The 22,726-nt window shown below is 37.1% G+C and carries 24 protein-coding genes and 2 tRNA genes; 25 read left to right on the top strand and 1 reads right to left on the bottom strand.

What is annotated here, in order from left to right:
- The first annotated feature begins 12 nt into the window (after positions 1-12).
- From IGI65_RS11020 to yidD, 8 genes are all read left to right on the top strand, one after another.
- Positions 13-915, top strand: coding sequence for a F0F1 ATP synthase subunit gamma (locus tag IGI65_RS11020; protein WP_071865634.1), 903 nt, complete (start codon positions 13-15; stop codon positions 913-915).
- Between the two features lie 29 nt (positions 916-944).
- A complete protein-coding gene (gene atpD, locus IGI65_RS11015) occupies positions 945-2,351 on the top strand; it encodes a F0F1 ATP synthase subunit beta (RefSeq protein WP_071865635.1) in 1,407 nt (468 codons plus the stop codon).
- A gap of 13 nt (positions 2,352-2,364) precedes the next feature.
- Positions 2,365-2,784 (top strand): F0F1 ATP synthase subunit epsilon, encoded by a 420-nt coding sequence (locus IGI65_RS11010; protein ID WP_016171497.1) that lies wholly within the window; start codon positions 2,365-2,367, stop codon positions 2,782-2,784.
- Positions 2,785-3,028: 244 nt separating this feature from the next.
- Entirely contained in the window at positions 3,029-3,262 is a 234-nt protein-coding gene (locus IGI65_RS11005; RefSeq protein WP_412256524.1) for a DUF1146 family protein, read from the top strand.
- 95 nt (positions 3,263-3,357) lie between these two features.
- A complete protein-coding gene (gene murA / locus IGI65_RS11000; protein ID WP_412256522.1) occupies positions 3,358-4,659 on the top strand; it encodes a UDP-N-acetylglucosamine 1-carboxyvinyltransferase in 1,302 nt (433 codons plus the stop codon).
- Between the two features lie 19 nt (positions 4,660-4,678).
- Positions 4,679-4,855 carry a DNA-directed RNA polymerase subunit beta gene (locus tag IGI65_RS10995; protein WP_016171500.1) on the top strand — a complete coding sequence of 59 codons (177 nt, stop codon included), beginning with the start codon at positions 4,679-4,681 and terminating at the stop codon, positions 4,853-4,855.
- A gap of 514 nt (positions 4,856-5,369) precedes the next feature.
- Positions 5,370-6,047 carry a 3D domain-containing protein gene (locus IGI65_RS10990; RefSeq protein ID WP_412256519.1) on the top strand — a complete coding sequence of 226 codons (678 nt, stop codon included), beginning with the start codon at positions 5,370-5,372 and terminating at the stop codon, positions 6,045-6,047.
- A 113-nt stretch (positions 6,048-6,160) separates the two neighbouring features.
- Positions 6,161-6,442, top strand: coding sequence for a membrane protein insertion efficiency factor YidD (gene yidD, locus IGI65_RS10985; RefSeq protein WP_412256518.1), 282 nt, complete (start codon positions 6,161-6,163; stop codon positions 6,440-6,442).
- Between the two features lie 262 nt (positions 6,443-6,704).
- On the opposite strand, the gene IGI65_RS10980 is transcribed toward yidD, so the two are convergent.
- On the bottom strand, positions 6,705-6,896 hold the full coding sequence (locus tag IGI65_RS10980) for a hypothetical protein (RefSeq protein ID WP_412256516.1): 192 nt from the start codon (positions 6,894-6,896) through the stop codon (positions 6,705-6,707).
- A gap of 278 nt (positions 6,897-7,174) precedes the next feature.
- Between IGI65_RS10980 and IGI65_RS10975 the strand changes: the two genes are divergently transcribed.
- The 17 genes from IGI65_RS10975 to IGI65_RS10895 all read left to right on the top strand — a co-directional run bounded on the left by IGI65_RS10975 (position 7,175) and on the right by IGI65_RS10895 (position 22,694).
- Positions 7,175-8,062: an ROK family protein gene (locus IGI65_RS10975; RefSeq protein ID WP_412256514.1), complete on the top strand. Its 888-nt coding sequence runs from the start codon at positions 7,175-7,177 to the stop codon at positions 8,060-8,062.
- 531 nt (positions 8,063-8,593) lie between these two features.
- Positions 8,594-9,772: an ABC transporter substrate-binding protein gene (locus IGI65_RS10970; protein WP_438774185.1), complete on the top strand. Its 1,179-nt coding sequence runs from the start codon at positions 8,594-8,596 to the stop codon at positions 9,770-9,772.
- Positions 9,773-9,935: 163 nt separating this feature from the next.
- A complete protein-coding gene (locus tag IGI65_RS10965) occupies positions 9,936-10,814 on the top strand; it encodes a branched-chain amino acid ABC transporter permease (protein ID WP_071865778.1) in 879 nt (292 codons plus the stop codon).
- Positions 10,815-10,823: 9 nt separating this feature from the next.
- Positions 10,824-11,798, top strand: coding sequence for a branched-chain amino acid ABC transporter permease (locus IGI65_RS10960; RefSeq protein ID WP_071865777.1), 975 nt, complete (start codon positions 10,824-10,826; stop codon positions 11,796-11,798).
- Positions 11,779-12,555, top strand: coding sequence for an ABC transporter ATP-binding protein (locus IGI65_RS10955; RefSeq protein ID WP_412256509.1), 777 nt, complete (start codon positions 11,779-11,781; stop codon positions 12,553-12,555). The genes IGI65_RS10960 and IGI65_RS10955 overlap by 20 nt, the downstream gene beginning before the upstream one ends.
- On the top strand, positions 12,555-13,256 hold the full coding sequence (locus IGI65_RS10950; protein WP_412256507.1) for an ABC transporter ATP-binding protein: 702 nt from the start codon (positions 12,555-12,557) through the stop codon (positions 13,254-13,256). Before IGI65_RS10955 ends, IGI65_RS10950 begins: the two co-directional genes overlap by 1 nt.
- Positions 13,257-13,259: 3 nt before the next feature.
- The gene (locus IGI65_RS10945) at positions 13,260-13,913 is read left to right on the top strand and encodes a CBS and ACT domain-containing protein (protein ID WP_095006238.1); all 654 of its coding nucleotides are present in this window, start codon (positions 13,260-13,262) and stop codon (positions 13,911-13,913) included.
- A gap of 147 nt (positions 13,914-14,060) precedes the next feature.
- Entirely contained in the window at positions 14,061-14,291 is a 231-nt protein-coding gene (locus IGI65_RS10940) for a DUF2969 domain-containing protein (protein WP_095006237.1), read from the top strand.
- 87 nt (positions 14,292-14,378) lie between these two features.
- Positions 14,379-14,462 (top strand) — tRNA-Tyr (locus IGI65_RS10935).
- A gap of 1 nt (position 14,463) precedes the next feature.
- Positions 14,464-14,535 (top strand) — tRNA-Gln (locus IGI65_RS10930).
- A 172-nt stretch (positions 14,536-14,707) separates the two neighbouring features.
- Positions 14,708-15,697: an aldose epimerase family protein gene (locus IGI65_RS10925; RefSeq protein ID WP_412256504.1), complete on the top strand. Its 990-nt coding sequence runs from the start codon at positions 14,708-14,710 to the stop codon at positions 15,695-15,697.
- A 112-nt stretch (positions 15,698-15,809) separates the two neighbouring features.
- Positions 15,810-16,259 carry a CopY/TcrY family copper transport repressor gene (locus IGI65_RS10920; protein WP_412256502.1) on the top strand — a complete coding sequence of 150 codons (450 nt, stop codon included), beginning with the start codon at positions 15,810-15,812 and terminating at the stop codon, positions 16,257-16,259.
- 17 nt (positions 16,260-16,276) lie between these two features.
- A complete protein-coding gene (gene copZ, locus IGI65_RS10915; RefSeq protein WP_412256500.1) occupies positions 16,277-16,486 on the top strand; it encodes a copper chaperone CopZ in 210 nt (69 codons plus the stop codon).
- Positions 16,486-18,678 carry a heavy metal translocating P-type ATPase gene (locus tag IGI65_RS10910; RefSeq protein ID WP_412256498.1) on the top strand — a complete coding sequence of 731 codons (2,193 nt, stop codon included), beginning with the start codon at positions 16,486-16,488 and terminating at the stop codon, positions 18,676-18,678. The genes copZ and IGI65_RS10910 overlap by 1 nt, the downstream gene beginning before the upstream one ends.
- 2 nt (positions 18,679-18,680) lie before the next feature.
- Complete coding sequence (locus IGI65_RS10905) at positions 18,681-20,894, top strand: heavy metal translocating P-type ATPase (RefSeq protein WP_412256496.1); 2,214 nt, start codon at positions 18,681-18,683, stop codon at positions 20,892-20,894.
- A 225-nt stretch (positions 20,895-21,119) separates the two neighbouring features.
- A complete protein-coding gene (locus IGI65_RS10900; RefSeq protein WP_412256494.1) occupies positions 21,120-21,962 on the top strand; it encodes a YitT family protein in 843 nt (280 codons plus the stop codon).
- Between the two features lie 15 nt (positions 21,963-21,977).
- Positions 21,978-22,694, top strand: a complete 717-nt coding sequence (locus IGI65_RS10895) for a GntR family transcriptional regulator, LSA1692 subfamily (protein WP_412256492.1) — start codon at positions 21,978-21,980, stop codon at positions 22,692-22,694.
- The last annotated feature ends 32 nt before the right edge of the window (positions 22,695-22,726 follow it).

The raw sequence follows: 22,726 nt of genomic DNA, 5'->3' as shown, positions 1-22,726 counted from the left end.
GAGGTGAGATAAATGGGAGCTTCCTTAAATGAGATTAAGCAACGGATTGCTTCAACAAAGAAAACTAGTCAAATCACCAACGCCATGCAAATGGTTTCGGCTGCCAAATTGACCAAATCTGAAGCTCACTCAAAACAGTTTCAAATTTATGCCTCAAAAGTTCGGGAAGTAGTTACGCATTTAACTGCACAACAGTTAAATGATATTTATTCTGCCGGCCCACAAGACGGGGTGAACTACAATAGTATGTTAATTAGCCGCCCAGTTAAAAAAACTGGTTACATCGTGATCACCTCTGATGGTGGTCTAGTTGGTGGCTATAATAGCTCGATTTTAAAACAAATGATGTCAATGTTAAAAGAAGATCATACTTCACCTGAGGAATACGTTATGATTGCCATTGGTGGTACTGGCGCAGACTTCTTTAAAGCCCGTGGTATTGATTTAGCTTATGAATTGCGTAACCTATCTGATCAACCAGGTTTTGAAGAAGTACGTAAGATTGTCACGATGGCAACTACGATGTATCAAAATGAAGTATTTGACGAATTGTATGTGTGCTATAACCACCATATTAATTCATTGACTAGTCAATTTCGGGTAGAAAAAATGTTGCCGATTGTTGACTTAGATCCAGAAGAAGCAGAAAGTTATGAACAAGAGTATTTGTTTGAACCTTCTAAAGAAGAAATTTTGGATCATTTACTACCCCAATATGCTGAAAGCCTGATTTATGGCGCAATTGTTGATGCTAAAACAGCAGAACATGCTGCGGGGATGACAGCAATGAAGACAGCAACTGACAACGCGAAGAATATTATCGCTGATTTGACGATTTCTTATAATCGCGCACGTCAAGGGGCAATTACCCAAGAAATTACCGAAATCGTAGCGGGTGCTGCGGCACTTGATTAATGATTTCGTAAGTGAATGGAGGAAAACAGATGAGTTCAGGCAAGATTGTTCAAGTAATCGGTCCCGTTGTTGACGTGGAATTCTCTTTAGATCAATCATTACCAGACATTAACAATGCTTTGGTTGTCTATAAAAATGACGAACAAAAAACCAAGATTGTACTAGAAGCTGCCTTAGAACTAGGCGATGGTGTGATTCGAACGATCGCAATGGAATCTACTGATGGCTTGCAACGGGGAATGGAAGTTGTTGATACAGGCAGTTCCATTTCTGTACCAGTGGGAAAAGATACTCTAGGTCGTGTATTTAACGTTTTAGGCGATACAATTGATTTAGAAGAACCTTTTGCTGCTGATCAAAAGCGGAGCGGGATTCACAAAAAAGCGCCTGATTTTGACGAATTAAGCACTAGTACTGAAATTTTAGAAACAGGGATTAAAGTTATCGACTTACTAGCTCCTTATTTAAAAGGTGGTAAAGTTGGTTTGTTCGGTGGTGCCGGTGTAGGTAAAACCGTTTTAATCCAAGAATTGATTCATAATATTGCACAAGAACATGGTGGTATTTCTGTTTTTACCGGTGTTGGTGAACGAACTCGAGAAGGTAACGACTTGTATTATGAAATGAAAGAGTCTGGCGTTATCGAAAAAACAGCCATGGTGTTTGGCCAAATGAACGAGCCACCTGGTGCCCGGATGCGGGTTGCTTTAACTGGTTTGACCATTGCAGAATATTTCCGCGATGTTGAAGGCCAAGATGTATTATTGTTTATTGATAATATCTTCCGTTTTACCCAAGCCGGTTCAGAAGTATCTGCTCTATTAGGCCGAATGCCTTCTGCCGTTGGTTATCAACCAACATTAGCTACTGAAATGGGGCAATTACAAGAACGGATTACCTCAACGAAAAAAGGTTCTATTACCTCAATCCAAGCGATTTATGTGCCAGCCGATGACTATACTGACCCAGCGCCAGCGACAGCCTTCGCTCACTTAGATGCAACAACCAACTTGGAACGTAAATTAACTGAACAAGGGATTTATCCAGCGGTGGATCCACTTGCTTCATCTTCCAGTGCTTTAGCGCCAGAAATTGTGGGAGAAGAGCACTATGAAGTAGCCAGTGAAGTCCAACACGTATTGCAACGTTACCGTGAATTACAAGATATTATTGCCATCTTAGGGATGGACGAATTATCTGATGAAGAAAAAATCTTGGTCGCTAGAGCGCGCCGAATTCAATTTTTCCTTTCACAAAATTTCCACGTTGCCGAACAATTTACCGGTCAACCAGGTTCTTATGTGCCTGTTGCTGAAACAATTAAAGGCTTTAAGGAAATTTTAGATGGGAAACACGATGAATTACCAGAAGAAGCCTTCCGTAATGTCGGTACAATTGAAGAAGCGGTGGAAAAAGCGAAAAAACTAGGCTACTAGAAAGGGGTGCACCATGGAATACTTAACTGTAAATGTGGTAACACCTAATGGTTTAGTCTATGACCATCATGCAAAAATTGTGGTGGCCAATACAACGGCTGGTGAAATTGGTATTTTACCAAAACACGCACCGATTATCACACCTTTAGCAATTGATGAAGTTCGGGTGAAACGGACCGATTCTGATACTCATGTCGATTGGATTGCAGTGAATGGTGGCATTATGGAAGTAAGAGATAATGTCGTATCCATTATTGCCGATAGTGCCGAAAGAGAACGAGATATTGATGTTTCTCGGGCAGAACGCGCAAAACAACGCGCGGAACGAATGATTGAAGAAGCCCGAGAAAAAGAAGACGTCGATCAACTACGGCGGGCAACGGTTGCTTTACATCGTGCCATTAACCGCATCAATGTTTCAAAACATCAATAAAATGAAAAGGTTATGACTCCTAGCAGTCATAACCTTTTTTTACATTCTTTTACTTTTATAGCTGTTGTTATTTTTGGAAAATCACTAGATCAGTCTTTTTGGTTTGCAGAAAAAGTAAAATAGACTAAAATATAAAAGAGATTTTAAAAAAACGTTTTAAAACCTTAAAAAAGTTTTTGTTTTTTTAAACTACCATTTGTGGTATTATGGGATTGTTGAATTTTTTATTCAGGAGGAAGAACGAATGCAAATCTACGGTATTGATGCTATTGTACGGATTATTAGTCATTTTGCATTTGTTTATTTAGCCTTCTGGGGATTGCGGTCATTACGGCTTGATACACAGTTTAAAACGTTTCAGACTGCGCAAATCAGAATCGTTCTTTTGATGCTGGCAATTAGCCTAGGCTTTTTAACCAGTAGTTTTTTCTTAGAAGTTCTGAATTTATTGAAAAGTGTTTTTCTATCAATCGTATAGTGAATACAAAAAACGTACTTTATGAAAAAGTTATGGTATAATAAAACAGATTTTGAGTGCAAAAGCATTCAGGCTATTTTCTGGAGGGAATTTTAATGGAAGAGATTATCGTTCAAAGTGGTAATCAGCTAAAGGGTACTGTCAAAATTGAAGGCGCCAAAAATGCCGTTTTACCAATCTTAGCTGCAAGCCTATTAGCTGAAGAAGGGACAACCACTTTACGGAATGTGCCAATTTTATCCGACGTTTTAACAATGAATGAAGTTATCCGCCACTTAAATGTGGATGTGAATTTTAATCAAGCTGCAAATGAAGTAACAATCAACGCTTCTCGTCAATTGGAAATTGAAGCACCGTATGAATTAGTAAGCCAAATGCGTGCCTCAATCGTTGTAATGGGACCACTTTTGGCTCGTAATGGTCATGCAAAAGTTGCCATGCCTGGTGGCTGTGCGATTGGTAAACGCCCAATTGACTTACATTTAAAAGGTTTTCAAGCCTTAGGTGCGAAAATTAACCAAAAAGAAGGTTACATCGAAGCAATTGCTGATGAATTACACGGCAATACAATTTATTTGGATTTCCCAAGTGTTGGCGCAACCCAAAATATTATGATGGCTGCTGTTAAAGCTAAAGGGACTACTATTATTGAAAATGTTGCTCGTGAACCAGAAATTGTTGATCTTGCCAACATTTTAAATAAAATGGGAGCTCAAATTTTTGGTGCTGGTACAGAAACAATGCGCATTGAAGGAGTAGAACATTTACATGCGGTTAATCACTCTATCGTTCAAGATAGAATTGAAGCCGGTACGTTTATGGTAGCTGCCGCAATGACCGAAGGAAATGTCTTAATTCAAGATGCTATTTCAGAACACAATCGCCCTTTAATTTCTAAATTGAGTGAAATGGGTGCTGAAATTATTGAAGAAGAAGATGGACTTCGTGTTATTGGCCCTAAAGTGTTACAACCAACGGATGTAAAAACAATGCCTCACCCAGGTTTTCCAACAGATATGCAGGCACAAATGACAGCTATTCAAATGATAGCTCCTGGCACTAGCGTTGTGACTGAAACAGTTTTTGAAAATCGTTTCCAACATTTAGAAGAAATGCGTCGCATGAATGCTCATGTAAAAATTGACGGTAACGTAGCTGTTATTGAAGGTGGACATGAAATGCAAGGTGCTTTAGTGTATGCCACTGACTTACGTGCTGCGGCTGCTTTAATTTTAGTTGGTTTACGTTCAAATGGTATTACACGTGTCCGTAATTTAAAATATTTAGACCGTGGCTACTATAACTTCCATAAGAAACTACAAGCGTTAGGCGGTAATGTTGAGCGCGTTGAGATTGAACACAAAGCAACTACTAAAAATGCGACAACGATTGCTTAAGAAATAGAGGTGTAACTGGATGAGGTTAAATCGTTATATCATTACGACATTAGTGAAAATTCTCTTTGTCCTTTTACTGGCTATGATTATGTTCATTATCGGAACAATGATTGGTTATGGCGGAATTGGTGAAGGAATGCCATTAAAAGTTTTCTATCCAGGACTTTGGACCCATATCTTAGATTTCATGAAATAAAACTTGTTGCCGGCCATTTTGGTCGGCTTTTTTAGTCTATACAACTTTTAATAATGGTAGCATTTTATCTTAAAAGAAATTTTTTTCCTGCCTCTAATTTTTTAAGTGGGAGAAAGAGAAGTTGTTACCGTTTTATATTTTGTCTTTTTTGTAAGGTAGGTGTAATAAAAGGTTGCTTTTGGTGCATCAGCCCAAATCTACTGTAATATTTTGCTGCTCACTCTTTTTTTATACCCATCTTTTTAAGTAAATTAATAGGAAAAATTACTACTTGTAATATTTGAAAATGTTGTTATACCAAGGTTTTTAAAGAAGAAATCAAAATTATAAGACAAATATTTCGTTTGTAACAAGAAATAAAGCTGTTCCTTTTTTCTTGTCAAAGAGGTTTAACTCTCTTGTAACCTACGCTTTTAAAAGAGATGCTATGATACTTCTCGTGGAAAATTTCAAATAATTGTAAAGGCTCATGTTTAGCCATTCGAATTTTTATTTTTTGAGGAGTGTCAAATAAATGCAAACCCGATTATTACCAATTTTAAGTGCAACAATTGTTATCGCAGTAGGAAGTATGTTGCCTGTTTATGCGGCAGAAAATGAAGTAACGAGCGAACCGACAGTGCATACAGAACTTGTGACGAAAAATCAAGCAACGAATTTATCTAGCTCACTATTAGTTGAAACGACAAATAATCAAGCAGTAGATTTGGTGAAAGAAGATATTAAAGCAAAAGAAGCTGCTAAAAAAGCAGCGGCTGAAAAAGCTAAAAAGGAAGCGGCCGAAAAAGCTGCTAAAGAAAAGGCAGCAAAAGCAGCCGCCGAAAAAGCAGCCGCCGAAAAGGAAGCGGCCAAAAAAGCGGAAGCTAGCGAACAAACCGCAGATCAAAGTCAGCCAAGTGGCCAAACGATGATGATGGAAGCGACTGCTTATAGTTCAGATCCAGCTGATGCACTAGGAGGCGGTTCAATTACCGCGACTGGCCAGAATTTATTAGAAAATCCAATGGCCGTTGCCGTTGATCCAAGTGTTATTCCACTAGGTACACGTTTATATGTCGAAGGTTATGGAGAAGCTTATGCAGTCGATACTGGTTCAGCCATTCAAGGTAATATTATCGATGTTCACTTTTCAACTGCCGGACAATGCGAAGCGTGGGGAAGACGACAAGTAAAGGTAACAATTTTAGGATAATACTAAAAAAGGTTCAAGTTATTTAAACTTGAACCTTTTTTACTTGTCTCAGTGCTAAAATTGACGTATGCTTTTGCCAGTATGAAATGTATACAATAGAAAGGACAGCTTTCATGAAAAAAATAATGATTGGGTTAGTCAGGGGCTATCAACGCTTTATTTCCCCGTTATTTCCGCCCAGTTGTCGCTATTATCCGACATGTTCTTCTTATATGATTCAAGCCGTGGAAAAACATGGCGCATTAAAAGGTGGTATCATGGGAACTGCGCGCATACTACGGTGTCACCCTTTTGTAAAAGGTGGTTTAGATTATGTGCCGGAGATATTTTCTCTGCGACGTAACCCGCAAAAGCCAGCAGATTCACAAACAAATTTACATCACCATCATCATTAAAGAGTAGCGATGACTTAGTCGCTACTCTTTTTTACTGGCGTAGAAGAAAACGTATTAAAATAAGTGGGCTCAAAAAATAGTGGATAAATTTTTGAACACTGAATTATCTTATTGCTTTTCTTTTAAAGTTAAATCAGATTTTATTATTAGGCGGGGAATAAATACATCTGACAAAGCGTGATTTTAAATTGCTTAAAAAAGCTACAAGTTTCTAAATAAAAAAAGCCTTTTAGGTTCTTTTGTTACGACATTTATAAAAAAACTATTCACTTTTAAATTTTTCACCTAAAAGCACTGCCACGACTGTTCCTAAAAGCATACCACCGGCAACGAAGAAGACCATTCTAAATGAAAGAAGGGTTAAATTAAAAATAAGTGCTGATAAAATATGTACCAGTAAAGCAACCAGCATAAAAAGAGGAATTGCTGTCCAGATATTCTCTTTGTTTTTCATCTTCTCTCCTTAAAATAAATCAACTTTATTCTTTAATAAGTGTAAAGCCAATCAAAATCTTTTTCATTATTAAGCATAAACTTTTCAAGCTAGCTTTTCAACCTGATTATTAAAAAGCGTAGGAAACTTGCAGGTTTAGGTTAAAATAGACTGCCAATTATTTATTTTACTTTTTGATCTTTTTTAGTGTGGGGTTAATGATAATAGCTTTTGTTTTAAATTTCTAAGCTTTTTGATTACACTTTAAATGAAAACGCTAAAAAAGGAGTGGAAGAAAAATGATGCTTTTAGTTTTTGCCTGTGATGAAAAGAAAATCATGCATGGCTATTGGAATGGTAGCCAATTTGAAGAACAAAGCTCTTTTAAGACACCAACGACGTGGGAGCAGTTAAAACAAGATTTTTTAACGGTTTATGAAAGTTTAAAAAAGCCAATTAATGGCATTGCTCTTTCTGTTCCTGGGATTGTGAACACAGAAAAACAACGAATTGAAGGAGCTACTGAAATTTCTTATTTACATGGTTTTAATATTTTTGCTGAGTTAGAGGAATTATTCCGCTTACCGGTTACAATTGAAAATGATATTAATTGTGCCGCCATGGCAGAGTTTTATCTAGGGGCAGCAAAGAATGCGCAAGATAGTGCTTTTGTTGCGGTTGCAGAGGATGAAATTAAAGGAGCCTTGTTTACAAAAGGTCAGTTACACAAAGGTAATCACCTGTATAGTGGACAATTTGGTTATATGTATCTCAATAACGGGAATACTTTTTCAGAATTAGCTACGCCAGCTCAAATGGCCTTTCGTTATTGCCAGAGAATGGAGTTGGATCCCACTGAAAAAAATAGCGATGCCGTTTTTACACTGGCTAAAACAGGAGATAAGTTAGCAAAAGAAGAAGTAAACAATTTTTATGAGTATTTGGTAGCGGGCTTATGGAATATTCAATTCCTGTATGATCCGGAATTAATTGTTTTAGCAGGTGATGGTATAGTTGGGAAAAATACCGAGTTGCTGGAGGAAATTAATCAGCGACTATTAAAAAAGCTATCAGAAAAAGGAATCGATGCGTTTGTGCCTAAAATAAAAATTTGTCACTATCCTAAGCAGGCACCGTTAATTGGTGCCGCTATGAATTTTAGCGCCAGACAACAAGGTGAAGTTTGAAGAATATATAAATGTAAACCTGAATGATAATATCTGACAAAGGTCCCTGCTTAAAAGTTGGTGACATCTTACTGTGAGATAAAAATTCAGGTTTTTTTGCGTGGACTTATTATAAATAATTATCTAAAAACAAGATTCTCTTCTGATATTATTTGTCTTAAAAAATATAAGATGATAATATTATTAAAACAAGATAATAAAAAAATTATTTTATGTGGTGATGTATACGTTAGAGTAATTAATTCCTATCAGTTACATCATGATGTTTAAGCCCAATATTTTTATTAAAAGGATTAAATAAAATAAAATAGCAAAAATTAACGAAATATTCTGAAAATTTATTGACTTTATTCTGAATTTTCAGTATATTTTATAGCATATCCCATTCACCATCGTCATGTTAGCAATAATTGATGAAATAGCTGGTATTTTTTAGACCATAATTTTATCTTGTTTAAAATTAAGTAGGCGAAAATTAAATGAAAAGTTTAAAGGGAAGTTTTGGTGAGAGTAAGAAAGAGGAGGAGTAGTATGAAGAAATTTGTATTTTTGTTTGCGGGATTAGTGTTGTTGTCTGCGTGTAGTGCAGCGCCAAAAGGAGGCGGTGCCACTGAAGGTTCTGCAGGCGGAAATAAACAAGAAGGTGACACAATTAAAATTGGGATGAATATGGAGTTGTCAGGTGCTGTTGCAGCTTATGGGACTGCTGAAAAAGAGGGAATTGAATTAGCGGTCGAACAAATTAATGCTGATGGCGGAATTGATGGCAAAAAAATTGACTTAATCTCTAAAGATAATAAGTCTGATAACAATGAAGCGGGGACTGTTGCGACGAATTTAACGACAAATAGTAAAGTCGTTGCTTTAATTGGGCCTGCAACTTCTGGGGCGGTAAAATCCGCTTTACCTAATGCAACGAAAGCCGAAGTACCATTAATTACACCTTCTGGAACTGATGACGCGATTACAAAACAAGGAAACAATGTGCAAGAATATGCTTTTCGTTCTTGTTTCCAGGATAGCTTCCAAGGCAAAATTTTAGCGAAATACGCCCACGAAAACTTAAAAGCAGATAAAGCGATTATTTTAGGCGATAATTCCAGTGATTATGGTATTGGTTTAACCAAAGCCTTTAAAGATGAATATAAAGGTGAAATCGTAGCGGAAGAAAACTTTACCGAAGGCGATAAAGATTTCCAAGCTGTCTTAACTAAAATCAAAGATAAAGATTTCAACGTTTTATATATTCCTGGTTATTACACAGAAGCCGGTTTAATTATTAAACAAGCACGGGAAATGGGCATTGATACACCAATTGTGGGAGCCGATGGTTTTGGCGATGCCAAATTAGTTGAAACAGCTGGTGCTAACAATGTCTCAAATGTATTTTATACTGGTCACTTCTCAACTAAAGCTCCTGCAACAGATAAAGTGGAACCATTTATTAAAGCCTTCAAGGAAAAATATGATAAAGAACCATCTTCATTTAACGCGTTAGCTTATGATGCGGTTTATATGGTAAAACAAGCAATTGAAGATGAAGGATCAGCAGATTCAAGCGCAATTAAAAAAGGTTTGGAAAACTTGAAAGACTTTAAAGGTGTAACTGGTGAAATGACGATTGATAAAGAACATAATCCGGAAAAATCGGCCGTTGTACTTGGTTTAACGGATGGAAAAGAAACTTCAGCGGAAACTGTGAATCCGTAAATATGAACTTTGAAAGGTTGGATAAAGTAAACTGTAGTTAAAAGGATCAGATAATTATTTATAGGCTACTATTAAAGCAATTACGTCTATGAATAATATCTGTATCTTGACTACAGTGCCTTTTATCTCAGCCTTTTTTTAAAAGATAAATGGATGTGATGAGATGGAAACGGTGATTCAACAATTGATAAACGGCCTATTTTTAGGAAGTATTTACGCGTTATTGGCACTAGGCTATACCATGGTTTATGGAATCATCAAATTAATTAACTTTGCCCATGGTGAAGTGTACATGATTGGGAGTTTTATTGGCTATTTTTTAATCAATTTAGGCGGATTGGGCTTTTTTTCTGCCCTATTTATTTCCATGATTGCCAGTGCTGCATTAGGCGTTGTAATTGAATTTTTAGCTTACCGCCCGCTGCGAAAATCAACGCGAATCGCAGCTTTAATTACGGCGATTGGGGTCTCTTATTTATTACAAAACGTGATGATTTTCTTCTTTAGTCCTGATGTACGAGCGTTTCCGCAAGTAATTAAGCGAACGACATACAGTTTGGGCTTTATTAAAGTCAGCAATATTCAAGTTTTGATTTTAGTGGTATCGGTAATTTTGATGATTTTATTGCAACTGATTGTTAAAAAAACCAAAATGGGTAAAGCGATGCGAGCAGTAAGTGTTGATCCTGATGCGGCGCAACTGATGGGAATTAATGTGAATCGGACGATTTCGTTTACTTTTGCCATCGGTTCAGCTTTAGCAGCAGCAGGGGGGATGTTAATTGGTCTTTACTACAACTCCATTGATCCGATGATGGGGGTAACCCCGGGGTTAAAATCATTTGTAGCAGCGGTTTTAGGTGGAATTGGAATTATTCCCGGAGCTGCATTAGGTGGCTTTGTGATTGGCTTAATTGAAACAATTGCTACCGCATTAGGCTTTTCTGATTTTAAAGATGCAATAGTGTACTTGGTTTTGATTTTAATTTTATTAATTCGGCCAGCGGGAATTTTAGGCAAGAATATTAAAGAGAAAGTGTAGGTGACCAGGATGAAAAAGAATTTGAAATACAATTTAACCTGGTTAGGCTTAGCAGTTTTTGTCTATCTGGTTTTATTAGTCCTATACAATACCGGTGTTATAACATTGTTTACCGATCGTATCATCGTTAATATTGGGATTAATATTATTTTAGCCGTGGGATTAAATTTAATCATCGGCTTTTCAGGTCAGTTTTCTTTAGGGCATGCGGGCTTTATGGCAATTGGTGCTTATTCTGGCGCGATTATGTCGATTAATAATCCGACTTATGGTGGTTTTTTCTCCGGCTTAGTGCTAGGAATGTTAATTTCTGGTGTTGTAGCTTTAGTGGTAGGTGTCCCAACGTTGCGGCTAAAAGGTGATTATTTAGCTATTGCAACTTTAGGAATTTCTGAAATTATTCGGATTTTAATCGTGAATATGCGGGATATCACCAATGGTCCGACAGGAATTTTTGGTATTTTACCATTTACGACGTGGGAAACAGTTTATATTTTTGCTGTTTTAACGCTACTCGTCGTTTCAAATTTTGTTCACAGTGGCCCTGGGCGCGCAACATTAGCGGTTAGAGAAGATGAAATTGCCGCCGAAGCGATGGGAGTAAATACAACAAAATATAAAGTTGTCGCCTTTACATTAGGAGCGGTGACGGCTAGTATTGCGGGAACTTTATTTGCCGGTTACCAACAATCAGTCTTTCCCAAAGATTATGGGTTTATGAAATCTATTGATATTTTGATTATTGTTGTTTTTGGTGGGATGGGCTCTACTACTGGGGCAGTTGTTTCTGCCATTGTATTAGGCGTCTTAAATATGTTTTTACAAGATTTTGGCTACGTGAGAATGATTGTCTATGCACTAGCGTTAATTATTATTATGATCTTTAAACCAAGTGGCTTATTAGGAACTTGGGAGTTTTCAGTGAAGAAGATTTGGCAAAAATTCACCAAGGGGGATGATGCAGATGCCTCTATTAACAGTTAAAAATATGACCAAAAATTTTGGTGGTTTAGCTGCTGTTTCACATGTAAATATGACTTTAGAAACGAATGAATTAGTCGGTTTAATTGGTCCAAATGGGGCAGGAAAAACTACTTTATTCAATCTTTTAACGGGCGTTTATGAGCCTAGTTCAGGAGATGTTTTCTTCTCACCCAATGGACAAGAAGAAAAATTAAACGGGATTAAGCCTTATCGGACTGCTAAAATGGGGTTATCGCGGACATTTCAAAATATTCGTCTTTTTAAAGATTTAAGTGTCTTAGATAATGTCTTAATCGCGATGAATGCCAAACATCAAGAAGGCTTTTTTACCAGTGTTTTACGTTTACCCAAGTTTTATCACAATGAAGAACATTTAAAGCAAAATGCAATTGAATTATTGGCAATTTTTGGGTTGGATCAGAAATTGACGACATTAGCAAAAAACTTACCTTACGGCGAACAACGCCGCTTAGAAATTGTGCGCGCCCTAGCAACGGAGCCGAAAATTTTATTTCTTGATGAACCAGCTGCCGGCATGAATCCCCAAGAAACAGCAGAATTAACGGAATTGATCCGTAAAATTCAAAAAGACTTCCAACTTACGATTCTCTTAATTGAACATGATATGAGTTTAGTTATGGATGTTTGCGAACGCATTTATGTCTTGGAGTATGGACGCATTATTGCAGAAGGTGAACCAGAACAAATTAAATCAGATCCCCGTGTTATTAAAGCGTATTTAGGAGGGGAGATGTAATGCTTAAAATAAAAAATTTAACAGTTCATTACGGTGTGATAGAAGCGGTTCATGACGTTTCCTTTGAAGTCAATAAAGGTGAAATTGTTTCTTTAATTGGCGCAAATGGTGCGGGTAAAACGACGATTTTGCGCACAATTTCGGGTTTGTTAAGTCCTAGCCGTGGCGAAATTACGTTTAATGAACAAACTATTACTAAAACGCCCCCGCAAAAAATTGTAGCGGCAGGATTGTCACAAGTGCCAGAAGGTCGTCATGTTTTTAGTGGTTTAACTGTCCAAGAAAATTTGGAAATGGGTGCTTTTTTACGTAAAGATGGTGCAGTGAAAAATGACTATGAACAAGTCTTTGAAAAGTTTCCTGTCTTAAAAGAACGACGCAATCAAGATGCCGCGACACTTTCAGGTGGTGAACAGCAAATGCTGGCAATGGGAAGGGCGTTAATGTCAAAACCGGAACTATTGCTTTTAGATGAACCTTCGATGGGGTTGGCACCAATTTTTATTAAAGAAATTTTCAATATCATTGAAGAAATCAAGCAACAAGGAACCACCATTTTACTCATTGAACAAAATGCAAAAATGGCTTTATCCATTGCAGATCGCGGCTATGTTTTAGAAACAGGTAGCGTAGTTTTAAACGGTACAGGTGAAGAGTTATTAGCCAGCGATGAAGTGAAAAAGGCATATTTAGGGGGATAAAAAATGAGTGTTAGTGACTTTATGACAAAAAATTTAGTAGTAGTAGCACCAGAAACTCCAATTTTTGATGCGATTGATTTAATGAAACAACACGATATTCATCGTTTACCAGTTTTAAAACATGAAAAATTAGTCGGTCTAATTACAGAAGGCATTATTCAAGCGGCAATGCCTTCACAAGCTACTAGTTTAAGTGTTTATGAAGCAAATTATTTATTGAATAAAACAACAGTCGGCGATGTCATGGAAAAAAATGTTTTAACTATCGCCCCAGATGCGTTATTAGAAGATGCCATTTATAAAATGCGTACCAATAAGATTGCGGTCTTACCAGTAGTTGAAGGTGATACGATTAAAGGCATCATCACCAATAATGATATCTTTGCTGCCTTTTTAAAAATTACAGGTTACAACGATGGCGGCACGCGGGTAACACTACAAATCTCAGAAGATCACGTGGGAATTTTAGCTGAAATTACACAGCTTTTAGCTGAACATAATTTTAGTATTTTAACTATTGTGGTTAATCGTATGGAGCTGGCAACCATTGTTGAAATTCAAGTTCAAAGTCGAAATGTTGAAACGGTAAAAGAAGTTCTTAGTGCTGCTGGTTATTTGGTGACTGCTGCAGTTTTAACAAATACTGTAAACGATTAAAGAAGGAATAACAAATACTCGAATAATCCCATTTTAGCTAGCTGGTTGGAAAACTGACGTTAATAATGGTCTTGTTTGGGTATTTCGTTTCCTTTTTATACCCAAGCAGAAAAGAATGTGATAAAATACTTTAGCGAGGTGAGAAGTTTGACAAAGAAAAAAGATATCGAAGTTAAAGTAGAAGAAATAAAAAAAGATATTAAAGGTAAAAATTATACTGTGAATCAATTATTGATTGGTAAAAAAATCATTGGCGAAATTTTGACAATGGGTGAAAAAAATTATGAAGCCTTTTTGGGAGAAGAAGATTTAGGTGCGTATAAATCGCTTGATTTAGCGGTAGAAGCGATTTTATTACAGCATAATTTGCACGACTAAAATTTCTGTAAAAAAAATTGAAATTACCACTTGCATTTTTTAGTTATTTTTTGTATTATAACTAAGTCAGGTTGATTAAAACCTTTCGGAGGAGTAGCGAAGTGGCTAAACGCGACGGACTGTAAATCCGTTCCTTAGGGTTCAGTGGTTCGAATCCACTCTCCTCCACCATTGGGGTATAGCCAAGCGGTAAGGCAAGGGACTTTGACTCCCTCATGCGTTGGTTCGAATCCAGCTACCCCAGTTATTGACACATCTTCTTTTGAAGGTGTGTTTTTTTTGTACAAAATTTTAGTCGAAAAATTTACTAAATGTTACTAAATAAATTGACGTTCTTTTATGGCACCGTTATACTAAAGAAGAGAATTGAAAAGGCTTTAATAAATAGGCTAAGTCAAACTAGAGGAGCGGTGTTAATGGCAACAGTTGAAAGGTTAACGAATCAAGCGTGGGGAACTTATTTTGAAGTGAAAAATAAAGATGGTGTAATTTTAGAACTCCATCCTTTTGGCGCACGAGCGCTATCATTAGTGCTGCCAGTTGATGATGGAAAGCGCGATATCTTAGTCGGTTGCAAAAACTTAGATGATTACAAAGAAAATAGCTATTATAACGCGGCGATTGGTCCGGTAGCTGGTCGGATTGCAGCTGCTCGTTTTGAATTAGAAGGTGTCGAATATAACACCGAAGCTAATCAAAAAGGTAATACATTACACGGTGGTTTTGAAGGGTTTGATCAACGAGTATGGAAAGCCGAACCATTTGTGGCAGAAAATCTGGCAGGCGTCGTTTTTAAATTAATTGATCCAGATGGCAATCATGGTTTTCCTGGCAATGTCAGTGCAAAAGTAACGTATACATTATCTGATGATAATCAATATAGTTTTACATTTGAAGCAACCACAGATAAACCAACATTATTCAATCCAACCAATCACGGCTATTACAATTTAACGGGTACACCAAGTAATGCAATTGATGAACATACACTACAAATCAATGCCAATTTTGTCGCCCAAACAAATGATGATGTCACGACTACTGGTGATAAAGTTGCGGTTACGGGGACAAAATTCGATTTTGTCTCAGGTAGAAAAATTGGACCGACGTTATTAGATGATCCATTTTTAATTGAAGCTGATGCGCCAGATGCACTCACTTTAACTGCTCCTGATGGAAAAGTCGCACTAACGCTTCTAACACAAGCTCCGGCTGTGGTGATTTATACGACCGGACAAGGAGAAGCTGGTACGAAGATGAATACTGGTGTTATGCACAATCATGGTGCGATTGCTATTGAACCACAAGGGGTACCAGGAACAGAAGTTTATCCGCAATTTGGCGATATTACGCTAAGACCAGAAAAAGAGTATTCGATGACAAGTACATTTAAACTCATTTTTTAATCGCAAAAAAACCTCACTAAAAATTTTAGTGGGGTTTTACTTGACCATTTTCGATTACAGTTGTAAACTTAAAAAGAAGTTGAGATTACATTTGTAAACGAGGTGAGAATTAATGATGTTAGAACCTGTGAAAATTAGTGATGCAGAGTGGGAAGTTATGCGTGTTTTGTGGACATTGCATGCGGCAACCGCTCATGAGATAGCAGAAATTTTGGCCGATAAAATGGATTGGAAGTTGGCGACGGTTAAGACGCTTTTGGGTCGCTTAAGTAAAAAAGAGGTGATCTATAGTGAACTAGATGGCAAAAAGTTCATTTATTATCCAAAGGTTTCAGAATCTGCCACCGTGCAAAGTGCAACCGAAAATCTATTTTCTCATATTTGTGCTAAAAAAATTGGTGCAACGATTGCAGATTTAATTGACGATGCGCAATTAACAGCACAAGATATAAGCGCTATTCAAAAAGCGTTGGCAGCTAAAACACCAGTAGCTAGTATTGCTTGTGATTGTATTCCTGGACAATGCGAATGTAGGATTCATCAAATAAAACATAATGATTAAGAAAAGAGGAAATAAAAATGAAACAAACTTTTAATATTAGTGGTATGAGTTGTGAACACTGTGTGGCCCGCGTAGAAGGTGCGATTAATGCGTTACCCGGTGTAAAAAAAGTCAAAATTAATTTAAAGAAAAATAACGGTGTGGTGAAATATGACGATACCCAATTAACGACTGACAAAATTGTTGAAGCTGTAAGTGCTGCTGGTTATCCCACAGAGGTGGCCTAATGAATAATGAACAAGTTGCGACATTTGTCATTACCGGAATGACTTGTGCCAATTGTTCGGCTCGAGTCGAAAAAGAATTAAATGCCCAACCTGGTGTGGCCCAGGCTACTGTCAATTTGGCAACTGAAAAAGCTACTGTTCAATTTAATGAAACTACTGCTGAAGCACTGATTGAAAGTGTGGAAAATATTGGCTATGGAGCTATTTTAGATGATGAGGCGCATCGGCAACAAGTTGCTGAAAAAAAACGTGGACAGATTAAAAAAATGCAACGGGACTTAATTTTTAGTGTCGTTTTAGTTGCACCTTTAATGATCGCTATGATTGCGATGTTATTGGGAGTGAATGCTTCATGGGTGCATTTTTTCCACCGTCCTTTCGTTCAGTTGATTTTAGTTACACCGATTCAATTTGGTGTGGGATTACGTTTTTATAAAGGCGCGTATCATGCGTTAAAAACGAAAGCACCTAATATGGATGTTTTAGTTTCTTTAGGAACAACTGCTGCTTTTTTGTTGAGTTTTTATAACGGATTTTTAGGAGGCAATCCCCATGAGCTGTATTTTGAAAGCAGTGGGATGATTATTGCTTTAATTTTATTAGGAAAATATCTAGAAATTACTGCGAAAAATAAAACCAGTTCAGCAATTAAGCAATTAATGCAGTTACAAGCCAAAACTGCTCGCGTTTTAAATGAAGATGGTAGTCAAAATGAAGTAGCTGTGGAAGCTGTAAAAAAAGGAATGAAAGTTATTATTTTTCCTGGCGAGCAAATTCCGGTAGATGGTCTTGTTATAAGCGGGCAGACGACAGTTGATGAAAGCATGTTAACTGGTGAAAGTATGCCAGTGGAAAAAAATGTAGATAGCACGGTTTTTGGTGGGACTGTTAATAAAAATGGTCAGTTCATCATTCAAACTTTAAAAGTGGGCGATGAGACAGTTTTAGCTCGAATTATTCGGATGGTAGAAGATGCTCAAGGTCAAAAAGCACCAATTCAACAAATTGCAGATCGAATTTCTGCAGTGTTTGTACCCAGCGTTTTAGCGATTGCTATGGTAACATTAATTGTAACAGGACTAGTGAGTGGTAACTGGCAAGAGGCTTTGATTCATAGCGTCGCCGTACTCGTAATTGCTTGTCCATGTGCGTTAGGGCTTGCAACGCCAACTGCGATTATGGTGGGAACAGGTTTAGGCGCGAAAAATGGGATTTTAATTAAAGGTGGCGCTGTTTTAGAACAAGCTGCGCAATTAAATGCGATTGTACTAGATAAAACAGGAACCATTACGAAAGGAAAACCCACTGTCACAAATTTACAATTAGTAGATGAGGCACTTTTACCTGTTTTGGTTAGTTTAGAGGCAGCTTCTGAACATCCTTTAGCGTCGGCAATTCTGGCTTATGCCAAAGAGAAAAAAGTAGTGCCTGATGGGATTGAGCAATTTGAAGCACTCCCAGGCTTAGGAATTAAAGGCAATGCGAATGGCAAAACGTATTATGTTGGGAATCCGAAACTAATGCTTGGAAAAGTGGATAATGAAAATTATCTTATAAAACTAGCGCAATGGACCAATGAAGGTCAGACAGTCATGTTATTAGCAGATGAAAAGGCAATTTTAGGAATCGTAGCAGTGGCAGATGAAATTAAAGCAACCTCAAAAGTTGCGATTGAAACCTTACAAAAACAAGGGATTTCAGTTTACATGTTGACAGGTGATAATCACGCAGCCGCAAACTATATTGGCAAGCAAGTAGGTATTCCGGTGGAAAATATTTTTTCTGAAGTATTGCCCGCTGAAAAATCGGCTAAAGTGGCAGAATTACAGCAACAAGGTAAATTAGTTGGTATGGTAGGTGATGGCATTAATGATGCGCCAGCCCTTGCATTAGCTGATGTAGGGATTGCGATGGGAAGTGGTACAGATATCGCTATGGAAACAGCAGACGTCACTTTGATTCACAGTGATTTGAATTATTTAGAGCAAATGTTGCAATTATCAAAAGCGACGATTAAAAAAATTAAGCAAAATCTTTTTTGGGCGTTTATTTACAATACTGTTGGAATACCGTTTGCAGCTTTGGGCTTTTTAAATCCAATTATCGCTGGAGGTGCCATGGCCTTTAGTTCCGTTAGTGTTTTATTAAACTCACTTAGTCTAAATCGATTAAAACTAGAAAAGAGGGAGTAGTGATGAAAGACCAAAAAGAAATGGATGAGAATATAAATCACCATAATCATAACCAAAAGCAACAGGATATGTCTCAGATGGCTCACAATCATGCTGATCATAAAATGCATGATGAAATGAATCATGGAATGCACCATGATATGGATCATAAGATGAGTGGTGATATGCATCATGATATGAATCATATGGATCACGATATGAATCACGCAGGTCATGATATGAGCCATATGGATCACGATATGGGGGGCATGGATCATTCCATGCACATGGGAAACTTTAAACAGAAGTTTTGGCTTTCGTTAGTCTTAGCGATTCCCATTATATTACTTTCACCTATGATGGGAATTAATTTACCGTTTCAATTTACTTTTCCAGGCTCAGATTATGTTGTTTTAATTTTAGCGACAATCTTATTTATTTATGGTGGTCAGCCATTTTTAAGTGGCGCCAAAATGGAACTGCAAATGAAAAATCCGGCAATGATGACTTTAATTGCGATGGGGATTTCCGTTTCTTACATTTATAGTCTTTACGCCTTTATTGCCAATCATTTCTTACAGACAAAACACGTAATGGACTTTTTCTGGGAATTGGCGACATTAATCGTGATTATGTTATTGGGACACTGGATTGAAATGAATGCCGTCTCAAATGCCAGCAGCGCCTTAAAAAAATTAGCGGAATTATTGCCTGATACGGTAACGCGTGTCCACGATAATGGCCATGAAGAAAAAATCTCCCTCCAAGCAGTACGTGAAGGTGATACTTTAATTGTGCGAGCTGGAGATAAAATGCCAACGGATGGCTTGATTTTAAAAGGGCAAACAACGGTGGATGAATCGGCAGTGACAGGTGAGTCTCGTGGGGTAGTACGCAAAACTGGCGATCAAGTAATTGGTGGTTCAGTGAATGGCGACGGCACAATTACAATTAAAGTAACCGGTACGGGTGAAAATGGCTACTTAGCCAAAGTAATGAAAATGGTAAAAGACGCACAAGCGGAAAAATCACATTTAGAAGCTTTATCAGATAAAGTCGCCAAATGGCTCTTTTATATCGCTTTGACAGCTGGTATTTTAGCTTTTATTGCGTGGCTAATCGTCGCAGATTTACCAACAGCCTTAGATCGAATGGTAACCGTCTTTGTGATTGCCTGTCCGCATGCTTTAGGGCTTGCGATTCCATTAGTAGTGGCCCGTTCGACTTCTTTAGCCGCCCAAAATGGTTTATTACTAAAAAATCGCAATGCAATTGAAAATACTCATGATTTAGATGCAATCCTCCTAGATAAAACAGGAACCTTAACAGAAGGAACCTTTGCTGTAACTGGGGTTGAAATATTAAATAAAGATTGGCAAAAAGATACAGTATTACAATATATTGGTGCGTTGGAAAAAAATGCTAATCATCCAATTGCCACGGGTATTATGAAATATATCAATGCTGAAAAAATCACTGTACCTAATAGCCACGATTTAAAAAATATTGCCGGAATTGGCTTATCAGGTATGGTAGCAGATCACCATATTTTGATTGCAAATGATAAAGAACTAACTAAGCGTAGTTTATCTATTCCAAAAGAAACACTGGCACCATATTTGGCCCAAGGGAATACAATTAGCTATTTATTTGTCGATGATGAATTAATTGCCTTAATTGCATTAGGTGATAAAGTTAAACCAGAGGCCAAAAAATTTATTCAAGCATTAAAAGATCGCGGGGTAGAACCTGTGATGTTAACTGGTGACAATCAAGAAGCCGCTTCTGCTGTAGCGAATTATTTAGGTATTGATAATTTTCATGCTGGTTTATTACCAGATGGCAAAGAAAAGATTGTTAGTGAAATGACAAAAGCAGGTAAAAAAGTTGCTATGGTTGGTGATGGTATTAACGATGCACCAGCACTGGCACGGGCGACAGTAGGGATTGCCATTGGTGCTGGAACAGATGTTGCGATCGATTCTGCTGATGTTGTATTAACCAATAGTAATCCAGAAGATATTTTACATTTCTTAGATTTATCTAAACAAACACGTAATAAAATGATTCAAAATCTATGGTGGGGCGCAGGTTATAATATTATTGCTATTCCTTTAGCAGCTGGTGTTTTAGCGCCACTTGGGATTATTTTAAGTCCTGCTGTCGGTGCCATTTTAATGTCGCTTAGTACGGTAATTGTCGCTATCAACGCGATGACTTTAAAAATAAAAAAATAGATTACTAAAAAACTGTTACCTCAATCTTGAGATGCTTTTTGATAAAGTAGACAAGGAAACAAGATCTCGCTACTTTTTCAGATCCATCTCATTTTTAAAGGGACAGTTTTTTCTTTTATCAATTTTCAGCTAAAAATTAATCAGAAAGAAAAAAATGAAGGAAAAAACCGTGACAGTATATACTTAGTGGTATATACTGTTTAAAAAGAGTGTCGGAGGTCTTTTATGCCACAACGGGTAAAAAAAGGATTAATCGCCATTTTATATGCTTTTTTAGCGACGGTTGCATTGAATATGTTTTGGTTACCAGGAAAAATTTATGCCAGTGGGATTACAGGTACCGCGCAGTTATTATCCCAAATTCTAAGCGATTATCTACACGTTGAATTTTCGCTTCCGTTACTGGTTTTATTTTTTAATATACCATTGTTAGCGGTTGCAGCAAAAGTAATTGATCGTGAGTTTACTTTATTGACGATTTTTGCAGTTGTTTTAACATCTGTTATGATGAAGATTGTGCCAGTGGTGACGTTAACGTCTGATCCAGTTATTTGTGCTGTATTTGGGGGCGCTCTTCATGGTGTTTCTGTTGGGCTGACGTTAAATAGTGATTTTTCTACTGGTGGTTTAGATATTTTAGGGATTTTAGTTAAAAAAGCTACTGGTCGCAGTATTGGTTCTTTTTTTATTTTTTATAATGTGACATTACAAATTTTTGCTGGTTTAATATACGGGTTTCCTTTTGCTTTTTATAGTGCAGTTTCCTTTTTTATTAGTGGTCGGATGGTTGATTATGTAAATGACAAACAAAAACGTGTTCAACTGATGGTGGTGACTGAAAAAGCACCAATGTTAACCGGAGTATTGCAAAGTTATTTTCAGCGGGGAATTACCGTGATTAATAATGTCGAAGGTGGGTTTGATCACCAAGAAAGAAAGTTATTACTATTAGTTATTTCAAAGCGAGAATTAAAAGCTGTCGAAAAAGTCATTGCTGATTTTGACCAAGAGGCTTTTGTCAGTGTCGCGACAGGGGTTAGTGCTAACCGCAACTTTTTTGAATGGTAAGAAAGTAGGATAAAAATGAAAAAACAAGCAGTATTTGAAGAAATTGCCGCAGAGATTTTGCAACGGGTGGAAAAAGGGGTCTATGTGACTAGCCAAAAATTGCCCTCAGAATATGATTTAGCTGAAGAATTTCAGTGTAGTCGCTTAACGGTTCGCCGCGCAGTGGAATCCTTGATTAAACAAAATGTGTTGATGAAAGAAAAAGGCAAAGGAACCTATGTTATGAAACAACCGAAAATTCAAAGTGGTTCAGGCGGTTTACAAAGTTTTACCGAAACGGCAAAAGCACAAGGAAAAACTACCCGTACTGAAGTCTTACAATTTGAAACAGTTTCCCACTTGCCTGAAAAAATGAAACAAGCCTTTGGTGCTTATGCTAATGAAGAGATTGTTTATTTAGTCCGGCGACGCTATTTTGATGAAGAACCGATGACAATTGAGAATTTGTATATCTTAAAGCGTTATTTAGGGGATTGTACTAAAGAGCAATTACGCGCTTCTTTATATCAAGTTATTGAGCAACATATTGAAATTGGCTATTCTCATCAAGAAGTTGAAGCTGTTAAAGTTACCACAGATTTAGCGGAATTGTTACAAGTGCCAGCCGGCGAACCACTTTTATTAGTACATTCAATGACCTATTCGCCTTCTGCTAAGCCAATTTTATTTGATACATCGTTTTATCGGGCGGATAAATACACCTTCAAAAATATTTTGGTAAGACAAAAATGATTTTTAAACTCATTTTAGGATAAAAAAGGAGA

Source organism: Enterococcus sp. DIV0755b (assembly GCF_051713765.1).
Taxonomy (GTDB): Bacteria; Bacillota; Bacilli; order Lactobacillales; family Enterococcaceae; genus Enterococcus_C; species Enterococcus_C canintestini.
The sequence above is the reverse complement of the archived record's forward strand: the minus strand, read 5'-3'. Positions and strand labels throughout refer to the sequence as shown.

Excerpts from the sequence above, each read along its gene's own strand:
- IGI65_RS11020 (WP_071865634.1), top strand. The coding sequence starts at position 13 with ATGGGAGCTTCCTTAAATGAGATTAAGCAACGGATTGCTTCAACAAAG.
- atpD (WP_071865635.1), top strand. The coding sequence starts at position 945 with ATGAGTTCAGGCAAGATTGTTCAAGTAATCGGTCCCGTTGTTGACGTG.
- IGI65_RS11010 (WP_016171497.1), top strand. The coding sequence starts at position 2,365 with ATGGAATACTTAACTGTAAATGTGGTAACACCTAATGGTTTAGTCTAT.
- IGI65_RS11005 (WP_412256524.1), top strand. The coding sequence starts at position 3,029 with ATGCAAATCTACGGTATTGATGCTATTGTACGGATTATTAGTCATTTT.
- murA (WP_412256522.1), top strand. The coding sequence starts at position 3,358 with ATGGAAGAGATTATCGTTCAAAGTGGTAATCAGCTAAAGGGTACTGTC.
- IGI65_RS10995 (WP_016171500.1), top strand. The coding sequence starts at position 4,679 with ATGAGGTTAAATCGTTATATCATTACGACATTAGTGAAAATTCTCTTT.
- IGI65_RS10990 (WP_412256519.1), top strand. The coding sequence starts at position 5,370 with ATGCAAACCCGATTATTACCAATTTTAAGTGCAACAATTGTTATCGCA.
- yidD (WP_412256518.1), top strand. The coding sequence starts at position 6,161 with ATGAAAAAAATAATGATTGGGTTAGTCAGGGGCTATCAACGCTTTATT.
- IGI65_RS10980 (WP_412256516.1), bottom strand. The coding sequence starts at position 6,896 with ATGAAAAACAAAGAGAATATCTGGACAGCAATTCCTCTTTTTATGCTG.
- IGI65_RS10975 (WP_412256514.1), top strand. The coding sequence starts at position 7,175 with ATGATGCTTTTAGTTTTTGCCTGTGATGAAAAGAAAATCATGCATGGC.
- IGI65_RS10970 (WP_438774185.1), top strand. The coding sequence starts at position 8,594 with ATGAAGAAATTTGTATTTTTGTTTGCGGGATTAGTGTTGTTGTCTGCG.
- IGI65_RS10965 (WP_071865778.1), top strand. The coding sequence starts at position 9,936 with ATGGAAACGGTGATTCAACAATTGATAAACGGCCTATTTTTAGGAAGT.
- IGI65_RS10960 (WP_071865777.1), top strand. The coding sequence starts at position 10,824 with ATGAAAAAGAATTTGAAATACAATTTAACCTGGTTAGGCTTAGCAGTT.
- IGI65_RS10955 (WP_412256509.1), top strand. The coding sequence starts at position 11,779 with ATGCCTCTATTAACAGTTAAAAATATGACCAAAAATTTTGGTGGTTTA.
- IGI65_RS10950 (WP_412256507.1), top strand. The coding sequence starts at position 12,555 with ATGCTTAAAATAAAAAATTTAACAGTTCATTACGGTGTGATAGAAGCG.
- IGI65_RS10945 (WP_095006238.1), top strand. The coding sequence starts at position 13,260 with ATGAGTGTTAGTGACTTTATGACAAAAAATTTAGTAGTAGTAGCACCA.
- IGI65_RS10925 (WP_412256504.1), top strand. The coding sequence starts at position 14,708 with ATGGCAACAGTTGAAAGGTTAACGAATCAAGCGTGGGGAACTTATTTT.
- IGI65_RS10920 (WP_412256502.1), top strand. The coding sequence starts at position 15,810 with ATGATGTTAGAACCTGTGAAAATTAGTGATGCAGAGTGGGAAGTTATG.
- copZ (WP_412256500.1), top strand. The coding sequence starts at position 16,277 with ATGAAACAAACTTTTAATATTAGTGGTATGAGTTGTGAACACTGTGTG.
- IGI65_RS10910 (WP_412256498.1), top strand. The coding sequence starts at position 16,486 with ATGAATAATGAACAAGTTGCGACATTTGTCATTACCGGAATGACTTGT.
- IGI65_RS10905 (WP_412256496.1), top strand. The coding sequence starts at position 18,681 with ATGAAAGACCAAAAAGAAATGGATGAGAATATAAATCACCATAATCAT.
- IGI65_RS10900 (WP_412256494.1), top strand. The coding sequence starts at position 21,120 with ATGCCACAACGGGTAAAAAAAGGATTAATCGCCATTTTATATGCTTTT.
- IGI65_RS10895 (WP_412256492.1), top strand. The coding sequence starts at position 21,978 with ATGAAAAAACAAGCAGTATTTGAAGAAATTGCCGCAGAGATTTTGCAA.